Raw genomic sequence first — 18191 nt, 5'->3', positions numbered from 1 at the left:
ACTCAGCAGTGAAACGATGCATCGCCGATGGTAGTGTGGGGTTTCCCCATGTGAGAGTAGGTCATCGCCAAGATTCATTTCGCAAAACCCCTATCTGCGCATGCAGGTAGGGGTTTTGTCTTTTCCGCAGGCCGACACCCCAGGTGTGGCCTGCCTCGGCTTTTGAGACCGAAGCGCTCGACTCCGTCTTTCAATAGGCCGACTCGCGCTTGGGTAATTGAGGTTTCCCGCGTCTCTGTCAGAAGCGTCTGACTGTCAGCCCCCGTGCTCCGCCCGTTTAACTGTGACCTTCTCACCGTGAAGGATCTGCAGATGGACAACGCCCTTCCTCCTTTTCGTCAAAGTGTCTATGCCCATGGGCTGATTTGCCTGGCGATTTCGCTGTTCACCGTCCTGTTCATCGAGGTCGTCAGCGGCCGTGCACAGGTCTGGTTGGGCGTATGGCCCGACTATGAGGACATGCTGCTGCACATCAACGAGCCCTTGGGCCGCCTGCGCTGGATCCTGGGCGACATGAGCGGCGCCATGTTCTACAAGCACGAGCTGGCCACGCTGGGTCTGCTGGGAGGCGGCTGGTTTGCCCACAGAGCCTGCCGACGTACGTCTGCCTGGCAGGGGTTTGCCATCTGCCACGGCCACGGAGAGTGGGGGTGGGTCGTCGGCAGTTCGCTCGTCAGCCTGCTGCTGAGCCACGTCCTCTGGGGATGGACGCTGCAGGACGGCAATTGGCAGCCCACCTATGTGGCATTCATTTTCATCCCGGCCCTGCTGGTCATGTCGCGCGGTGGTGGATGGCGCGTGCTGTTCAGCAGCGCCGTACTGGGTGCCTTGTTGGTCACGCCCATCAGCCTGCTGTTGTTCAATTTCGTGTGCCTGCCCCTGAAGTGGCCGAGTGTCACGGGCAGTATGCTCGGCGTGGCGATCGCCTGTGCCCTGACCTCGCACGTGTGCGCACGCTGCCCTCACTGGTTGGGCGGTCGACACCGACCTCTGCCGACGCGATCGAGGACGGTCGACATCGGCCATGGCCCTGTATGGGTCCTGCGACGCGTGCTGGCCGATTTCAGTGAGGTGACGTTCTTCGGTAACGAGTGGGCCAGCCTGGGTCTGTTGGGCGGCCTGTTGCTGGCCTATCTGCTATCGCCTGCCAGCCCTGCCTATGGTTCAGACCTTGTCATCGAATTGATCACAGGCCAGGCTCTGGCCTCGTTGCTGGGCGTCGTGATCTGGCGTCGGCACTGGATCGACCTGGGCTGGTACCCTACCTATCTGCCCATCGTGTCGATCGTGCCCGTTGCCTTGATGACGTACGGCGGTCAAGTCAGTGTCGTGCTCTTGAGCGCCTTGCTCGGCGCCGCCGTCTTGCCACCCCTGGCCATCGCAATCACTCTGCGACTGCCGGACGACATGCCCGTGCACGTGGGCTGCGCCCTGGCCATGGCGTTAGGCACGCTGGTCCTGAACCCGCTCATTGGCCTGTTCATCGGCCCCTCGACGTTCTGAGCGCGTGAACCGGAGGTGTTCACCGTTGTGCAGGCAATAAAGCCTGGACGCCGTCAGCCATGCACGGCACCCTTGTCACCGATTGCGACAGCAACGTGATCGCACGTGACTTTCCCGTGCCCAAGCTGCGTCAAGACCTTGTTCGTGATCCACAGACAGGCCCACGGACCGATCGATGCAGCGCTGTGCGCTGAAGCATGCCCGGATTCACCACCGCACTATCACTTGAGGTAACAAGCAAGATGGCCAAGGCCGCCGATGTCGTTGTGCAATGCCTGGAAAACGAAGGTGTCGAGTTTGTATTCGGCATCCCAGGCGAGGAAAACCTCGATCTGCTCGAGTCCCTGCGCAAGTCCAAGATCAAGCTGGTACTGACCCGTCACGAACAGTCCGCAGGCTTCATGGCCGCCACCTACGGCCGTCTGACCGGCAAGACCGGCGTCAGCCTGTCGACCCTGGGCCCGGGTGCCACCAACCTGGTGACCGCCAGCGCCTACGCTTATCTCGGCGGCATGCCGATGATGATGATCACCGGCCAGAAGCCGATCAAGAAGTCCAAGCAGGGCCGCTTCCAGATCATCGACGTCTGCGGCATGATGGACCCGATCACCAAGTACACCCACCAGTTCGCCTCGGCCGACAACATCCCGGCCCGCATGCGCGAAGCCTTCCGCCTGGCCGAAGAAGAAAAGCCCGGTGCCGTGCACCTGGAGCTGCCGGAAGACATCGCCGCCGAGCAGACCGACGCGCTGCCGATCCCGCGCAGCCTGCACCGTCGCCCGCTGGCCGAGCACAAGGCCATCGAAGCCGCCGTGCAGAAGCTCCAGAACGCCCGCAGCCCGATCCTGGTGATCGGCGCCGGCGCCAACCGCAAGATGACCGCCAAGGTCCTCAAACAGCTGATCGACAAGACCGGCATCCCGTTCATCACCACCCAGATGGGCAAGGGGGTGGTCGACGAGCGTCACCCACGCTTCCTGGGCAACGCCGCGCTGTCGTCCGGTGACTTCGTGCACCGCGCCGTCGAGGCCGCCGACCTGATCATCAACATCGGCCACGACGTGATCGAGAAGCCGCCGTTCTTCATGGTCCGTGGCGGCACCGAAGTCATCCACATCAGCTTCCGCAGCGCCGAAGTCGATGCCGTGTACTTCCCGCAGGTCGAAGTGATCGGCGACATCGCCAACACCGTCTGGCAGATCGGCGAAGCCCTGACCGACACCAGCCACTGGGACTTCACCCGCCTGATGGCGATCCGTGAGGCCAACGAGGCCCAGATCGCCGAAGGCGCCGACGACGACCGCTTCCCGGTCTACCCCCAGCGCCTGGTCGCCGACATCCGTCGCGTGCTGCCGTCCGAAGGCATCGTGGCGCTGGACAACGGCATCTACAAGATCTGGTTCGCCCGCAACTACAAGGCGCACAAGCCCAACACCGTGCTGCTGGACAACGCCCTGGCGACCATGGGCGCCGGCCTGCCGTCGGCCATGGCCGCGCACCTGGTCTACCCGGAGCGTCCGGTCATCTCGGTCTGCGGCGACGGTGGCTTCATGATGAACAGCCAGGAGCTGGAAACGGCCGTGCGCCTCGGCATGCACATCACCGTGGTGATCCTGCGTGACGATGGCTACGGCATGATCCGCTGGAAGCAGGCCAACATGGGCTTCACCGATTTCGGCCTGGACTACGGCAACCCGGACTTCGTCAAGTACGCCGAAGCCTATGGCGCCAATGGCCACCGCGTGGAAAGCGCCGACGGCCTGTTGCCGCTGCTCGAGCACTGTGTGAAGACCCCAGGCGTGCACGTGATCGACTGCCCGGTCGACTACAGCGAGAACGACCGCATCCTCAACAGCGAACTGCGTGAGCGTGCGCTGGCGGTCTGACCCCTGCAATCGCCCGTACTGCCAGCCATTGGCAGTACGGGCGGCACGGTCCTGCATTCAGCGTGGACTGATCCTGTAACAACAACGCCGGGCCTGAGCCAGGATGTGCTCGGTCCTCTCCACCCGTGCGTCTAGAACCTGCTCGAACAGCTCCAGTTCGGAGCGACAGAAGCCTTGGCAGAACGCCGCTGCTGAACAGATCGGGCAGTGATTCTCGATGAACGTCAGGGTGCCATCCTCTTCGATGGCATACTCCGCCATGTACCCTTCGCGAGATCGCGCCTCGGTCAGGCGCTGGACCTTTTCCACGAGCGAATCCGTTTCACCGATCGCCTTCAAGTAGTTATCGAGATTCTGCCGTTCGCGGATCGAGATCAGCGTCTCGATGGCCGGCTCTCCGAACGCCTGACGCACCGAATCGAGCAGTTGCACCGTCAGGTCCGCATGCGTGTCGGGAAAGCGACCATGCCCTTTGCTCGTCAACTGCCAGAACTGTGCAGGGCGTCCCACCCCTCGCGCTTCCGAATACGCCTCCACCCACCCCTGTGCAGCCAGCTTCGCGAACTGCTGCCTGGCCGCTTCGGCCGTCATGCCCAAGACCTGACCTGCATCGACCGCTTGTTGCGCCCCACGCGTCTTGAGCAGGTGGAGCAGACGATCCGCCGTGGCCTGTGGCCTGTCCTCGATGTCCTGGTGGTGGCTTGACAACGGCAACCTCTCCCTTCAAGAATAAAAAAAGAATTTACTTGTTTTATCAAGCGTAACCCACAGTGCGGATTCAGACAATCCGCACGAGGATAAAGCCAGGAGGCTGTATGGATACCGTGAATGCAAGTTGGGGGAGCCTGCTGTCAGGACGTAATGGCGCACGTTCGCTCGCTTTGTCGGGAGGTGTTGCGTTACACGCCATCAATATATACATCGCGACCACCGTGTTGCCGTCCGTCGTCGCCGAGATCGGCGGAGTCAGTCTCTATGCCTGGAACATGACGCTGTTCGTCGTGGCGTCGATCATTGGCTCGGCCTTGACGGCCCGTCTGCTAGCACGCCGTGGATCGCGCGGTGCCTACGCGGTAGCGGCGCTGTGCTTCATGCTGGGCAGCCTGACCTGCGCCCTTGCGCCCAGCATGACCGTGATGTTGATAGGCCGAACGCTGCAAGGCCTGGGCGGAGGTTTCTTGTTCGCGTTGAGCTATTCGATGATTCAGAACGCCTTCGCGGAGCACCTGTGGCCGCGGGCCATGGCGTTGATTTCAGCCATGTGGGGCGTCGCCACCCTGTTAGGGCCGGCCATCGGCGGCCTCTTCGCCGAGTACGACGCCTGGCGCATGGCCTTCGGTATCCTGGTCCCCATCACGCTGCTCTACACCGTATTTGTCTGGTGGGTACTGCCAGCCAAAGAGGGCGCAAGCGACGGCGGTGCGCTGGCCATGCCGCAGCTCATGGCCTTGACTGCCGCGGTGCTGGCGGTCAGTGCCGGCAGCGTCTCGAGCGTACCGGCGCTGAACGTGCTGGGCGTCGTCACCGCGCTGTTGCTGGTGGTCTGGATCGCACGCCTGGAGCGCGTGAGCGAGGTCCGCTTGCTGCCACAGGGTGCCCTTCGGCTGTCCTCGCCCTTGTGCGCGCTCTACCTGACCATGGGGTTGCTGGTGGTCGGCATGACCAGCGAAACCTTCGTGCCGTACTTCCTGCAGAAGCTGCAGGGCCAGACACCGTTGGTCTCCGGCTATATCGCAGCGCTGATGGCCGCCGGCTGGACGGTCTCGGAAGTCCTGAGCTCAGGCTGGCAAGCACGCGGCGCACGTCTGGCGATCATCAACGGGCCGATCTGCGTGTTCGTCGGCATGGTCATGCTGGCGGCCGCCAGCCCCATTGCGTCGCCGGGCGATGGCTGGGTCATGACCGGCATCTGCGCAGGGCTCGGCCTGGTCGGTTTCGGCATCGGCCTGGGCTGGCCGCACTTGTTGACGCAGGTGTTGGTCATCACGCCTGAGGCGGACCAGGAGGCCGCCGGCGCTTCGCTCACCACCGTTCAATTGTTCGCCACGGCGTTGGGCGCTGCCTTGGCCGGCATGATCGTCAACCTGGCCGGGCTCGGTGATGGCAGCACAGAAGTCGCCACGCTCGGCAATGCAGCCTTCTGGCTGTTCGCGCTGCTGGCCCTCGCACCTTTGCTGGGGATCTTCAGTGCCATCAAGGCGGCGCGTACCTTCGCCTGATGAGCGCCCACCGACTGCCCTGGCGTCGCGCTGTCGCGCAGAGGGCATGGCGATGGCTGGCGCTATTCAGAAGCCTTATCACTGATCGACTTCCAGGGCCGTCGACCCGTGGGTACCCCGCAGTGAGAGCGGTTTTCACGGACCTGTGGGGCTTGCCCGCGATAGCGTCCGGTCCGGCACCGCTTGCATCGTGCACAAGCCCACTCCCATAAAAGGAATCGCGTCGATCAGCCAGGTCGATGATGCAGTCCCCCTTGTGAAGTGGTCCCTGCCGGCAAGTCGCTGGGCATGGACGAGGGTTGACCGATCTGAATAAGGATGAGGGCAGCTGGAGTTGCCCTATCTTCTCCCGATCTTGGGATTAGCTATCTATGGTTTGACGCCGCCCGATGTCGATGACACTGCACGTCCACCTACCTGGACGGACTGACGACATGACGATCGGATCGACACACAACCATCCTGCCGACCTGCGTATCACGCCTGGCGCGGATCCCTTGCCATGGAGCGCGCGTTTTCCCAATCCGCCCGATCTCTGTTTCGACTATCGACGACTCGTCGAGCAAGCAGGTGGCATTGCTCAAGCGACGAAGACCACCCATCGAATTTGCATCGTCGGCGCCGGTGTCACCGGCCTTGTCGCCGCCCGTGAGCTTCTGCGTTGCGGATTCACTGAAATCACGGTGATCGAAAAGGCCAAGCGCGTCGGCGGGCGGCATTTCACGGTCGTGGATGGGCCTGAAGACTACAAGAAGCCGTCTACACCGTTTGAACTGGGCGCCATGCGCATGCCGTTTTTCAACAGGACAGGCGAGCCGCCCGAAGCGGGCCGGTCACTCATGGCGTATTACAGCCAGCTCTTTGGTTTGAGAACGTCGGACTTTCCGAACCCCGGCACACCGTGGGTCAATGCGACCGGTATCTACATGAGAGAAGGCCAACTGGAGGGGCAGGGTGAACCAACGCTCCTGATCTGGCAAAACTCCGACGGCAACACGCCGCCCCCTGGCGCAGCGCTGCGACGCGTCCATGACAAGTGGGAACGTTTTGCGCAACGGTTTGCAGAGAAAGTGGCCGCTTCATATGGCACACGCATGTGGGAGACGCTGTGGCGACAGATCGTCGAACGTTATCAGTCACTGTCATTCCGTCAGTTGGTCGAGCTGCCGTTTCTAGACGTTCTCGATCCTGATCGCCCAGGCGATTTCGGCGGCCTTGGCATGACCGAGGACGAGTCGTCCATCTTCTATGCCATCGGTATCGGCGACGGGAGCTGGGGCGCCTTTTATGACGTGTGCTGTCTTTACCCACTGCGTACCGCGCTGTTCGGGTTCAGCAGTCACCTGCAGCTCATTCATGGTCGCGTTGACGAGCAGGGAGTGCCCTATGCCGCCCCCTACCTGGACCACAGTGAAGTGCCAGACAGTGCCGGCTCGATGTTCAAGGCACCTGACTACCTGGGTATCGGCGCGCTGGATGAGTGCTTGCTGTTCCTGGAGATACCCGAAGTCAAGCGGTCACTCTACGCACATTGCCTGGCACGCCCCGATGGCCTTCTGACCAACACCTCCGTGGTTCGCCTGCAACGCTTGGATAATGGAAAAATCGTCGTGCATCACCGGTGCAGCGATGAACCGATGTCCAGCACGACCGCCAGCGAAGCTTTCGACACCGTCATCCTGACCTTGCCCTCCTGGCTCATCGAGACGACTGTCCGCCTGGAGGGTTTCGGCCGCGACGTTCTACCCTGTTCGATCGTCGATGCCTGGAAGCATGCGCATTGGGAGACCAGCTGCAAGGTCTATGCACGGTTGAGCAAGGCGTTTCTCGACGATCATCCCCAGCTTCCTCAGATCCTGATCACCGACAGCTTCGTGCACGATGTCTACGCCTATCGCTACACGGCGCATCATGCCTACGACTGCATCCTGCTCAGTTACACGTGGGAAGACGATGCCACCAAGTTGGGGTTTCTATCGGACGCGGAGCTAGTCGATGCCTGCACGCAGGAGCTTGATCGCATCCTGCTTCGGTGCAGTAACATCAAACAGGCCATTTCACCGTTCATCGATACGCGATACAGCGTCGTCCAACGCTGGATGACGGACAAACACGCATTGGGTTGCGCGAAACTCTACAGGGCAGGGACGTACCACGCGGCCATCAGCCTCATGCGCTACAACCGGGACTTTGGCGGTATGTCGGGTCTCTACCTGGCAGGCGAGTCCTTCTCCGTGGACGCAGGCTGGACCGAGCCCTGTCTGCGCACGGCGATGGATGCGGTGATTAACCTGTGCGACCGAACCCAAGCCGTCTTTAACGGAGGATTCACCCTGGCGGACTATCCGCATTACCAGGCGTAGCGCTGGGGTCGCGCCTGAGTATCAGCCCATTCAGTCGATGCGGTCGGAAATTTCGCCAGATCTATGGGAAATAGCTGACTGATCAACCCTGGGACGAACGGGGTTAACTGGCGCCTTCCATAACGATAAGAAGGAAGCCGCCATGAACGAGCCATCCGTTCCCGTCAGCCCTGCGCACGTCGCCGTCATCCAGTTCGATCCCCAGGTGGGGATCGAACGCCGGACCGCGAATGTCAGCAAAGGTCTGGCGCTCGCCCGGCGCGCTGTGCAGCAAGGCGCTAACCTCATCGTCCTGCCAGAGCTGGCCAATACCGGTTACGCCTTCCAATCGCGTGTCGAGGCCTATCAACACGCCGAGACCCTCGAAGACGGTCCTACCGTCGCTGCCTGGTCGGAGTTTGCGCGGAACCACCAGGTCTATCTCGTCGCAGGCTTCGCCGAGCGCGAGGGGCTCAACCTGTACGACAGCGCGGTATTGTTCGGGCCGCAAGGCCTGCTGGGTCATTACCGCAAAGCGCATCTCTGGAACCAGGAAAAGCTCTGGTTCACACCAGGCAATCTAGGGTTTCCAGTCTTCGAAACCCCCATCGGGCGCATTGGTCTGCTCGTGTGCTGGGACATCTGGTTCCCCGAAGTGCCGCGTCTGCTCGCCCAGCAAGGCGCCGACATCATCTGTAGCGTCAACAACTGGGTCTGGACACCACCGCCGTTGTTCGACGTGGCCGGCCGCTGCATGGCGTCGTACTTGACCATGACGGCCGCCCACGTCAACAACGTGTATATCGCGGCGGCCAATCGCATCGGCTGTGAACGTGGTAGTCGCTTTCTGGGCTGTTCGCTCATTGCCGGGATCAACGGCTGGCCGATTGGCGAAGTCGCCAGTGCCGAGCAGGAATGCATCCTGTACGCCGAGATCGACCTCAGCCTGGCACGCAGCGCCCCCATCTGGAACAGCCTCAACGACCTGCCGCGTGATCGTCGCGGCGACCTCTACGACGCCATGCTCGGCTATCGCCTGCATGCGCCCCTGCCACGTTGAGGAATCGTGATGAACACGACATTCACAATGCCGCGTCACTGGCGCGTGGTACTGCTCGCGGGTCTCTCGGTAGCCATAGCGCTGGCATGCCTGTCGGGCCATCAGCCCGAGTACGCTCAGCTCACCGCCACCCTCGACCAGCCTTTGAGTCGACTGCGCTGGATCATCGGCGATATCAGCGAAGTGGCCTTCTATAAGCATGAGCTACCCGCTCTCGGTCTACTGCTGGGCGCAGGGCTCGGGCACTGGGCACACCGCTCCGGCAAGCGCTGGCAGGGGTTCGCCATCTGCTATGGCAGCGGGCTTTGGCCATGGTTGTTGGCCAGTTCGCTGGGTGGCCTGTTGTTGAGCCATGCCCTGTGGGGCTGGACCTTGAACAGCGGGGTCTGGCAACCGACCTTCGTCGCCTTCGTCTCGCTGCCGGCGGCCATGGTGCTGCTATTCGGCGGTGGCTGGCGCGTCACGCTCACTGGCGCCGTACTGGGTGCCGTGCTGGTCACGCCGGCCTCCTTATTGCTGGTCAATTACCTGTGCTACCCCCTGGGATTGCCCGTGGTTATCGGCAACGTTTCAGGCATGGCGCTTGCCAGCCTGGTCGCCTTCATGTTGTGCAAGCAGTTCCCTCTGCTGGTGAAGCCAGAACAACCTACCCCTGCGGAAGTCGAGTCGGTAAGCCCACAGGTACCGGGCTACGGCCCGCTTTGGGTCATGCGCCGTGTCCTGGCGGATTTCAGCGAAGCGCCGTTTCTCGGCAACGAATGGGCCAGCCTCGGCCTGGTACTCGGGGCCTTGCTGGCCTACGCGCTGTCGCCCGGCGCTCCGGCCTATGGTTCTGGCCTGGTGCTGGAGTTGATCACCGGTCAGGCACTGGCCTCGTTGATCGGCGTCTTGCTGTGGCGTCATCAGTGGCGACAGCGCGGCTGGTACCCGACCTACATTCCCATCGTTTCCATCGTGCCGGCGGCCGTACTGACGCTCGGCGGCGGGTGGCCAGTGCTCGTGCTCAGTGCGCTGTGGGGCGCCCTGATTGCGCCGCCCCTGGCAGTGGTCATCAGTGATCGCTTGCCGGCCTACATGCACGGCTACATCGGCAACGTGTGTGCCATGGCGGTCTGCACCGCCGTGATCGTCCCACTCATTGGCATCATCGTTGGAGGCCATCCATGACGACGTGTACGCCATTGCCCAGCCTTTCGATCGGCAGCCTGGGCGGCACCATTTGCATGCAATCCAGCGAGGGCGACCTCGGTATCACTCCTCGCCTGGGATGTGCCGAACTGCTCGCCCAGTTACCCAGCCTTGCCACGCTGGCGCGTCTGCACAGCACGGATTTGTGTCTTGTGCCCAGTGCCTCGCTCGATCTCGGTGATTTGATCGATGTCTTCGAGTGGGCCAGGTCGCGCGTCGAAAACGGCGCCTGTGGCATCGTCCTCACCCAAGGCACCGACACGCTGGAAGAGACGGCCTACTGGCTCGACCTGCTCTGGCCTTTCGCGGCACCACTGGTTCTCACGGGCGCCATGTGCCCTGCGACCCAGCCAGGCAGTGACGGGCCAGGCAACCTGCTGGCGGCCGCCCAGGTGGCATTGTCTGCCCACAGCCGTGGGCACGGCGTGCTGGTGGTGATGAACGGAGAGATCCACGCCGCCAGTCGTGTACGCAAGACCGCCAGCCTGGCGCTTGCCGCGTTCGAGTCGCCTGGCTTCGGTCCACTCGGTTGGCTGTACGAAGGCATGACACGCTATCGTCATTCGCCCGTGTCTCGCGTGACGCTGCCCGCACCTCGACAGCCATGTCCTCCTGTCGCCTTGCTCGAAGCCAGCCTGGGGGCCGATACCGCCTTGTTGGACGCACTGCCCGAGCTGGGCTATCAAGGTGCAGTGATCGCCGGTTTCGGTGCCGGCCATGTCTCGGCCAGATGGTCGCGGTCGCTCGAACGCCTGGCTGCACAGATGTCCGTCGTGGTCGCCAGCCGTACGGGCAATGGGCCGACCGCACACGCCACGTACGGGTTCGAAGGCGCGGAAATCGACCTGCAGGCCAAGGACATACAGATGGCAGGGACGCTGTGTCCTCGTAAGAGCCGTCTTTTGCTGTGCCTGCTGCTGGCCAACGGCATGGCCTCATCGTTCACGCGATTCTTGCCGGACTGAGCGCGACGACGTCAGTCACCGACCGCGGGTCAACCTGCGGCCCGCTGTGCTAGGGTGCAGGCACTCACCCAAGGACACCTGCTTTCATGCTGCCTGCACTCTCCGAAAAAGAACTCAACCGCCTCGAAGACCTGCTGATCACCTACGGCAACGACTTCTCCGTCATCAATCTGGCCGAGCTCAACGGCTTTTTCACCGCCCTGGCCAGCTCGCCGGCCCGGGTCAACGCCGAGCGCTGGCTGCCTGCCGTCAGCGGCGGCAAGGTGCCCAAGTTCAAGAGCGCCGCCCATGGCGAGGCCTACACCGCGCTGATGCTGCGCTACTGCGACCAGATCGACCAGGCACTGGCGTCGGACCTGGACGGTTTCGAGCCGCTGTTCGAGGAAGGCGAGGGCGAGGAGGGGCCGGTCACCATCCTGGAAGAGTGGTGCTTCGGTTACATGCGCGGCACCCAGGTCGCCGAGTGGGCGGACTTGCCAGCAGAGCAGGACGCGTTGCTCAAGACGATCTCCCTGCATGGCCTGGAAGACAACGTCGAGCTGCTCGATGCCATGAGCGAGGCGCAGCGGCAGGCCTGCGTGCCCGAGGTCGTCGAGGCGGTGCGTGGACTCTACCGTTATCAACAGCAGTTCGCTGCTACCACCCGACACTAGTCAGGACGAGTCAGGCCCACCCAGATTTTGTACGTAAAGTGCCTGCGCGACGATCAGGCTGCGTTGAAAACAGGCTCGGAATGCTCATTTACCCTATGTAAAGTCGAGCGCGACTGACCGTTCCTCACCTGTTTTCGCCTTGCCTGCTCGCCGCTCGGCGACTTTCCATCCAAAGCCTAGATCCAGATGTCATTCACGGCCGTTCGCGCTCCGCCTTCATGACCGGTGTTCAGCACCCCACGCGGCTCGATCATCATGAGGGTCGTCTCGATCTGCGCCGCGGTCCTGTGCATGACACCCCGCGGCACGACGTACAGCTCACCCGGTTTCACATGAACGCAGCCTTCCGGCAGGTCGATGCGCAAGAGGCCTTCGAGCACCAGGAAGGCTTCATCGGTTTCGGGGTGCGCGTGCCAGATGAACTCCCCCTCGATGCGTACGACCTTGAATTGGTAGTCGTTCATTTCCGCGACGACCCTTGGGCTCCACGGCTGGTCGATCGACGACGCTTTTTGAGCCAGGTTCACAGGGTGCGAGGTGAGCGCTCGATGCAAGACAGACATGATGGATCCTCTCTGATGGGAGTGGCCAGCCTATCCAACGGGAAGTGTGCTGCGCTTGTACGATCCTGCAACCTGGCGGTACGCGTGCAGCCGGTCCAGCCACCGCAGCGGCGGCACCCCATAGGTGCGGGTGAAATGCCGGGTCATGTGGCTCTGGTCGTGAAAGCCGGCGGCGAGGGCAGCATCGACCAGCGTGAAGCCGTCCAGGATCAACCGGCGAAAAGTGTCCAGGCGCCGCAACGTGACGAAGCGATAGGGGCTGGTGCCATAGAGCGCCCGAAAATCCCGTGACAGGCTCCACTGCTCGCGGCCGCTGGCCTGCTCGAGCATCTCCAGCGTGATACCTGTGTGAAGGTGCTCCAGGATGAAGGCCCGGGCGCGTTCGGCAGCGCGGTAGTCCAGACGCTTGCGACCCCGTGGCTTGCCGGCGACGGCGCGCAGGGCCATGGCCAGGTCATACACGGCGTCCTGCTCTTCCAGCGTGTCCAGGGGGTGATCCACGGCCTGCACGAAGACCTCGCTGGCACGGTGCAGGCGCGGGTCGCTGGACAGTCCTCCCGCGATGAACGGCAAGGGCTCTCCTGCGAGCACGTGCTGAATCAACGCCGGGTCGATGTAGGCCATCCGGTAGCGAAAGCCTGCCTCCGTGCCTGCCATGCCATCGTGGACCTCGTCCGGGTGCAGCACGAGCGTGTTGCCCGGCATGCCGTGGCACAAGGTCCCTTTGTAGTGAAAGCTCTGAACGCCGGTGAGCGTGCGACCGATCGAATAGGTGTCGTGGCGGTGCGGGTCGTAGCCATGACCACCGAACCAGGCTTCGATGCGCTCCACATGGCCGGGCGTCGTGCTGCGCAAGACCCAATCGGAGGAGGAGCAGGGGAGTGTCTTTCGTTCCATGAACAGACTCGCTGCTGAGGGACTCTTCGACGCCATTGTCTCTGGACAGACCAGCGTAGCGAAGCTTGCGAAACGTCGTCCATGCAAAAAGCCACCCTTGCCTTTGCGGCTCAGGTGGCTTTCGTATCAGACGCCAGGCAGGCGAACCGTCCTGGACGTCTGAAAGACTTCCCCGCGTATGAAGCCTGAGAACTCCCTACCTCAATCCCAGCTCAACGCCCCACCGGTCTGGTACTCGATCACACGGGTCTCGAAGAAGTTCTTCTCTTTCTTCAAGTCCATGATCTCGCTCATCCACGGGAACGGGTTGGTGGTCCCTGGGTACTCTTCCTTCAGGCCGATCTGGGTCAGGCGGCGGTTGGCGATGAACTTGAGGTAGTCCTCCATCATCGCCGCGTTCATGCCCAGCACGCCGCGTGGCATGGTGTCACGTGCGTATTCGATCTCCAGCTGGGTGCCCTGCAGGATCATCTGGGTCGCTTCTTCCTTCATCTCGGCGTCCCACAGGTGCGGGTTCTCGATCTTGATCTGGTTGATCACGTCGATGCCGAAGTTCAGGTGCATGGACTCGTCACGCAGGATGTACTGGAACTGCTCGGCGACGCCGGTCATCTTGTTGCGGCGACCCATGGACAGGATCTGGGTGAAGCCGCAGTAGAAGAAGATGCCTTCGAGCACGCAGTAGTAGGCGATCAGGTTGCGCAGCAGCTCCTTGTCGGTCTCGACGGTGCCGGTGTCGAATTCCGGGTCGGAGATGGCGCGGGTGTACTTCAGGCCCCAGGCGGCTTTCTTCGCTACCGACGGGATCTCGTGGTACATGTTGAAGATCTCGCCTTCGTCCATGCCCAGCGATTCGATGCAGTACTGGTAGGCATGGGTGTGGATCGCCTCTTCGAAGGCCTGGCGCAGGATGTACTGGCGGCACTCCGGGTTGGTGATCAGGCGGTACACGGCCAGGGCCAGGTTGTTGGCGACCAGCGAGTCGGCGGTGGAGAAGAAGCCGAGGTTGCGCATCACGATGCGGCGCTCGTCTTCGGTCAGGCCGTCCTGGGCGCGCCACAGGGCGATGTCCGCGGTCATGTTGACCTCTTGCGGCATCCAGTGGTTGGCGCAGCCGTCCAGGTACTTCTGCCAGGCCCAGTCGTACTTGAAGGGCACCAGCTGGTTGAGGTCGGCGCGGCAGTTGATCATGCGCTTCTCGTCGACCGCAACACGGGCCGAGGAGCCTTCCAGCTCGGCCAGGCCTTCGGCGATGTCGAGCTTGTCCAGCGACGCCTTGGCGCGCTTGACGGCCTCGGAGTCGGTGGCGACGACGGCACGGGCCTGTTGCGCGGCGGCGTCGCCGGCGCTGTCGAGCTTGTCCAGGGAAGTGGCGGCTTCGGCCTGGGCGGCGTGGGTGTTGCCATTGGCGGCGGCGTCGCCGTCTTCTTTATCGAATTCGTCCCAGCTCAGCATGGTGAGAATCTCCTGCTCGAGGGGCCTTTCCTGACGGAAGGCCTGTGGATCATGGTTGCGGTGCCTGAGCCCCGTGTGGGGGTACTGCGGGTGCACGCAAATCGGGAAGGCCCCGGAAGGGGCGGGCCGGCGCTACGCGGCGTCGACCTGTTGTAGGGCGTCTGCATGGCAGAGGCGCTTCGCTCGACAGAGCGGTGCACCCATGCCCTGCATCCTGGATGCTGTCACGGCGGTCCTGGCAAGGTGAGGTGCCTGGATGAAGAGGCCTTCCGAGGAAGGCCTCGCGTGGCGCTTACTGGCACGCCTCGCAATCCGGCTCGTCGATCGCGCAGGCCTTCGGCACCGGGGCAGGACCGGCGGCCTGGACCGGAGCACTGTCGCCACCGCTGGACACGGCGTTGAGCTTGCCGGTGTTGATGGTCGACTTCTCGGTGCTGGTCGCGGCCAGGGCACGGAGGTAGTAGGTGGTCTTCAGACCACGGTACCAGGCCATGCGGTAGGTCACGTCGAGCTTCTTGCCCGACGCGCCGGCGATGTACAGGTTCAGCGACTGCGCCTGGTCGATCCACTTCTGGCGACGGCTGGCGGCATCGACGATCCACTTGGTCTCGACTTCGAAGGCAGTGGCGTACAGGTCCTTCAGTTCTTGCGGGATGCGCTCGATCTGCTGCACGGAGCCATCGTAGTACTTGAGGTCGTTGATCATCACCGAATCCCACAGGTCACGCGCCTTGAGGTCGCGCACCAGGTACGGGTTGATCACGGTGAACTCGCCGGACAGGTTCGATTTGACGTACAGGTTCTGGTACGTCGGCTCGATCGACTGCGACACGCCAGTGATGTTGGCGATGGTCGCGGTCGGCGCGATGGCCATGATGTTCGAGTTGCGGATGCCTTTCTGCACACGGGCACGGACCGGTGCCCAGTCGAGGCTCTCGTTGAGGTCGACGTCGATGTACTTCTGGCCACGGGCTTCGATCAGGATCTGCTGGGAATCCAGTGGCAGGATGCCTTTGGACCACAGCGAGCCCTGGAACGTCTCGTAGGCGCCACGCTCGTCGGCCAGGTCGCAGGAGGCCTGGATCGCGTAGTAGCTGACCGCTTCCATCGACTTGTCGGCGAACTCGACCGCCGCGTCGGACCCGTACGGGATGTGTTGCAGGTACAGCGCGTCCTGGAAGCCCATGATACCCAGGCCGACCGGGCGGTGCTTGAGGTTCGAGTTGCGCGCCTGCGGCACCGAGTAGTAGTTGATGTCGATCACGTTGTCGAGCATGCGCACGGCGGTGTTGACGGTGCGCTGCAGCTTGGCGGTGTCCAGCTTGCCATCGACAATGTGGTTCGGCAGGTTGATCGAGCCCAGGTTGCAGACGGCGATCTCGTCCTTGTTGGTGTTCAAGGTGATCTCGGTGCACAGGTTGGAGCTGTGCACGACGCCCACGTGCTGCTGCGGCGAGCGCAGGTTGCACGGGTCCTTGAAGGTCAACCACGGGTGGCCGGTCTCGAACAGCATCGAGAGCATCTTGCGCCACAGGTCCTTGGCCTGGATGGTCTTGAACACCTTGATCTTGTTGTACTCGGTCAGGGCTTCGTAGTACTCGTAGCGTTCTTCGAAGGCCTTGCCGGTCAGGTCGTGCAGGTCCGGCACTTCCGAGGGCGAGAACAGGGTCCACTTGCCGTCGTCGAAGACGCGCTTCATGAACAGGTCCGGGATCCAGTTGGCGGTGTTCATGTCGTGGGTACGACGACGATCGTCACCGGTGTTCTTGCGCAGCTCGATGAACTCTTCGATGTCCAGGTGCCAGGTTTCCAGGTACGCGCACACCGCGCCCTTGCGCTTGCCGCCCTGGTTGACCGCCACGGCGGTGTCGTTGACCACCTTGAGGAAGGGCACGACGCCCTGGGACTTGCCGTTGGTGCCCTTGATATACGAGCCCAGCGCACGCACCGGAGTCCAGTCGTTGCCCAGGCCACCGGCGAATTTCGACAGCATGGCGTTGTCGTGGATCGCGTGGTAGATGCCCGACAGGTCGTCCGGCACGGTGGTCAGGTAGCAGCTCGACAGTTGCGGGCGCAGGGTACCGGCGTTGAACAGGGTCGGGGTCGAGGCCATGTAGTCGAAGGACGACAGCAAGGTGTAGAACTCGATCGCACGGGCTTCCTTGTCGGCTTCTTCCAGCGCCAGGCCCATGGCCACACGCATGAAGAACACCTGGGGCAGCTCGAAGCGCACGCCATCCTTGTGGATGAAGTAGCGGTCGTAGAGGGTCTGCAGGCCCAGATAGGTGAACTGCTGGTCACGCTCGTGATCAATGGCCTTGCCCAGGCGCTCCAGGTCGAAGTCGGCCAGTGCCGGGTTGAGCAGTTCGAACTCGATGCCCTTGGCGACGTAGGCCGGCAGGGCCTTGGCGTACAGCTCGGCCATCTCGTGGTGCGTGGCGCTCTCGGCCACGCCGAGGAAGCCCAGGCCTTCGGCGCGCAGGGTGTCCATCAGCAGACGGGCGGTGACGAACGAGTAGTTCGGCTCGCGCTCGACCAGGGTACGGGCGGTCATCACCAGGGCGGTGTTGACGTCCTTGAGGGACACGCCGTCGTACAGGTTCTTCAGGGTCTCGCGCTGGATCAGCTCGCCGTCGACTTCGGCCAGGCCTTCGCAGGCTTCGCTGATGATGGTGTTCAGGCGCGCCATGTCCAGCGGTGCCTTGCTGCCGTCGGCCAGGGTGATGCGGATCGACGGGTGCGGTTCGACCACGGCGCCGGTGTTGGCGCGGGTGGCGCGTTCCTTGGCGCGTTGTTCGCGGTAGATCACGTAGTCGCGCGCGACTTTCTGCTCGCCGGAGCGCATCAGGGCCAGTTCGACCTGGTCCTGGATCTCTTCGATGTGGATGGTGCCACCCGAGGGCATGCGACGCTTGAAGGTGGCGGTGACCTGTTCGGTCAGGCGGGCGACGGTGTCATGGATGCGCGACGAGGCGGCGGCGGTGCCGCCCTCAACCGCGAGGAACGCCTTGGTGATGGCGACGGTGATCTTGTCGTCGGTGTAGGCGACGACGGTACCGTTGCGCTTGATCACACGCAGTTGACCAGGGGCGGTCGCAGCCAGATCCGCAGTGGAATCGGCGGCCGATGGCACCTGGGCCTGCGGGTTCTCGCGAGTTGTGTCGGTTTGCATGGGGGGTGACTCTCCACATTCTCAATGTTTGTACGGACGTCTTGGACGTCCATCGATCCGATCAAGCGCTCGCTGGCCCTGGCGACCTCTGCATGGCATGCATGCAATGGCCCGCCAAGGCCCACCGACGTTGGACAGATCGGAAATAAAAGGGGGCAATCGCCTGCCGCTCCCTGGCCGATGTCAAACGTCCTGGGCGTGTGCCCAACAGTCTGTTGCCGTGGTCCACCGCGCCTGGGGGCGCTGGTATACCTACCTCGAACACGTCTGATTCGGACAGATCTCGAG

At 62.8% G+C, this 18191-nt stretch carries 13 protein-coding genes and 1 rRNA gene; 9 read left to right on the top strand and 5 right to left on the bottom strand.

The genetic code is table 11. The features are described 5' to 3' along the window. The 3 genes from rrf to G7007_RS18255 all read left to right on the top strand — a co-directional run. Positions 1-73, top strand: a 5S ribosomal RNA gene (rrf, locus tag G7007_RS22680); the annotation flags it as partial. A gap of 239 nt (positions 74-312) precedes the next feature. Next, positions 313-1503: a hypothetical protein gene (locus G7007_RS18260; RefSeq protein ID WP_181104004.1), complete on the top strand. Its 1191-nt coding sequence runs from the start codon at positions 313-315 to the stop codon at positions 1501-1503. 242 nt (positions 1504-1745) lie between these two features. Next, the gene (locus tag G7007_RS18255) at positions 1746-3389 is read left to right on the top strand and encodes an acetolactate synthase large subunit (RefSeq protein ID WP_181104001.1); all 1644 of its coding nucleotides are present in this window, start codon (positions 1746-1748) and stop codon (positions 3387-3389) included. 57 nt (positions 3390-3446) lie between these two features. Here G7007_RS18255 and G7007_RS18250 read toward each other — a convergent pair whose 3' ends face one another. Next, positions 3447-3980, bottom strand: a complete 534-nt coding sequence (locus tag G7007_RS18250) for a helix-turn-helix transcriptional regulator (protein WP_258198615.1) — start codon at positions 3978-3980, stop codon at positions 3447-3449. 224 nt (positions 3981-4204) lie between these two features. Between G7007_RS18250 and G7007_RS18245 the strand changes: the two genes are divergently transcribed. The 6 genes from G7007_RS18245 (at position 4205) to G7007_RS18220 (ending at position 11816) form a co-directional block, all read left to right on the top strand. Then, on the top strand, positions 4205-5608 hold the full coding sequence (locus G7007_RS18245) for an MFS transporter (RefSeq protein ID WP_181103996.1): 1404 nt from the start codon (positions 4205-4207) through the stop codon (positions 5606-5608). A gap of 434 nt (positions 5609-6042) precedes the next feature. Continuing rightward, a complete protein-coding gene (locus G7007_RS18240; RefSeq protein ID WP_181103993.1) occupies positions 6043-7971 on the top strand; it encodes a flavin monoamine oxidase family protein in 1929 nt (642 codons plus the stop codon). A gap of 142 nt (positions 7972-8113) precedes the next feature. Further along, positions 8114-9010 (top strand): nitrilase family protein, encoded by an 897-nt coding sequence (locus G7007_RS18235; protein ID WP_181103989.1) that lies wholly within the window; start codon positions 8114-8116, stop codon positions 9008-9010. 9 nt (positions 9011-9019) lie between these two features. Next, positions 9020-10177, top strand: a complete 1158-nt coding sequence (locus G7007_RS18230; RefSeq protein WP_181103987.1) for a hypothetical protein — start codon at positions 9020-9022, stop codon at positions 10175-10177. Next, positions 10174-11163 (top strand): asparaginase, encoded by a 990-nt coding sequence (locus G7007_RS18225; protein ID WP_181103984.1) that lies wholly within the window; start codon positions 10174-10176, stop codon positions 11161-11163. The genes G7007_RS18230 and G7007_RS18225 overlap by 4 nt, the downstream gene beginning before the upstream one ends. An 86-nt stretch (positions 11164-11249) precedes the next feature. Further along, the gene (locus G7007_RS18220; protein WP_181103982.1) at positions 11250-11816 is read left to right on the top strand and encodes a UPF0149 family protein; all 567 of its coding nucleotides are present in this window, start codon (positions 11250-11252) and stop codon (positions 11814-11816) included. Between the two features lie 176 nt (positions 11817-11992). On the opposite strand, the gene G7007_RS18215 is transcribed toward G7007_RS18220, so the two are convergent. The 4 genes from G7007_RS18215 to G7007_RS18200 all read right to left on the bottom strand — a co-directional run bounded on the left by G7007_RS18215 (position 11993) and on the right by G7007_RS18200 (position 17903). Next, complete coding sequence (locus G7007_RS18215) at positions 11993-12379, bottom strand: cupin domain-containing protein (RefSeq protein WP_181103980.1); 387 nt, start codon at positions 12377-12379, stop codon at positions 11993-11995. Positions 12380-12409: 30 nt separating this feature from the next. After that, entirely contained in the window at positions 12410-13276 is an 867-nt protein-coding gene (locus G7007_RS18210) for an AraC family transcriptional regulator (protein ID WP_181103977.1), read from the bottom strand. A 201-nt stretch (positions 13277-13477) separates the two neighbouring features. Next, the gene (locus tag G7007_RS18205; protein WP_181103974.1) at positions 13478-14731 is read right to left on the bottom strand and encodes a ribonucleotide-diphosphate reductase subunit beta; all 1254 of its coding nucleotides are present in this window, start codon (positions 14729-14731) and stop codon (positions 13478-13480) included. Positions 14732-15023: 292 nt separating this feature from the next. Next, on the bottom strand, positions 15024-17903 hold the full coding sequence (locus G7007_RS18200; RefSeq protein ID WP_181103972.1) for a ribonucleoside-diphosphate reductase subunit alpha: 2880 nt from the start codon (positions 17901-17903) through the stop codon (positions 15024-15026). Positions 17904-18191 lie beyond the last annotated feature (288 nt).

This window comes from Pseudomonas entomophila (assembly GCF_013523125.1).
Taxonomy (GTDB): domain Bacteria; phylum Pseudomonadota; class Gammaproteobacteria; order Pseudomonadales; family Pseudomonadaceae; genus Aquipseudomonas; species Aquipseudomonas entomophila_B.
The sequence above is the reverse complement of the archived record's forward strand: the minus strand, read 5'-3'. Positions and strand labels throughout refer to the sequence as shown.

Excerpts from the sequence above, each read along its gene's own strand:
- G7007_RS18215 (WP_181103980.1), bottom strand. The coding sequence starts at position 12,379 with ATGTCTGTCTTGCATCGAGCGCTCACCTCGCACCCTGTGAACCTGGCT.
- G7007_RS18245 (WP_181103996.1), top strand. The coding sequence starts at position 4,205 with ATGGATACCGTGAATGCAAGTTGGGGGAGCCTGCTGTCAGGACGTAAT.
- G7007_RS18235 (WP_181103989.1), top strand. The coding sequence starts at position 8,114 with ATGAACGAGCCATCCGTTCCCGTCAGCCCTGCGCACGTCGCCGTCATC.
- G7007_RS18200 (WP_181103972.1), bottom strand. The coding sequence starts at position 17,903 with ATGCAAACCGACACAACTCGCGAGAACCCGCAGGCCCAGGTGCCATCG.
- G7007_RS18240 (WP_181103993.1), top strand. The coding sequence starts at position 6,043 with ATGACGATCGGATCGACACACAACCATCCTGCCGACCTGCGTATCACG.
- G7007_RS18205 (WP_181103974.1), bottom strand. The coding sequence starts at position 14,731 with ATGCTGAGCTGGGACGAATTCGATAAAGAAGACGGCGACGCCGCCGCC.
- G7007_RS18220 (WP_181103982.1), top strand. The coding sequence starts at position 11,250 with ATGCTGCCTGCACTCTCCGAAAAAGAACTCAACCGCCTCGAAGACCTG.
- G7007_RS18230 (WP_181103987.1), top strand. The coding sequence starts at position 9,020 with ATGAACACGACATTCACAATGCCGCGTCACTGGCGCGTGGTACTGCTC.
- G7007_RS18210 (WP_181103977.1), bottom strand. The coding sequence starts at position 13,276 with ATGGAACGAAAGACACTCCCCTGCTCCTCCTCCGATTGGGTCTTGCGC.
- G7007_RS18250 (WP_258198615.1), bottom strand. The coding sequence starts at position 3,980 with ATGACGGCCGAAGCGGCCAGGCAGCAGTTCGCGAAGCTGGCTGCACAG.
- G7007_RS18260 (WP_181104004.1), top strand. The coding sequence starts at position 313 with ATGGACAACGCCCTTCCTCCTTTTCGTCAAAGTGTCTATGCCCATGGG.
- G7007_RS18255 (WP_181104001.1), top strand. The coding sequence starts at position 1,746 with ATGGCCAAGGCCGCCGATGTCGTTGTGCAATGCCTGGAAAACGAAGGT.
- G7007_RS18225 (WP_181103984.1), top strand. The coding sequence starts at position 10,174 with ATGACGACGTGTACGCCATTGCCCAGCCTTTCGATCGGCAGCCTGGGC.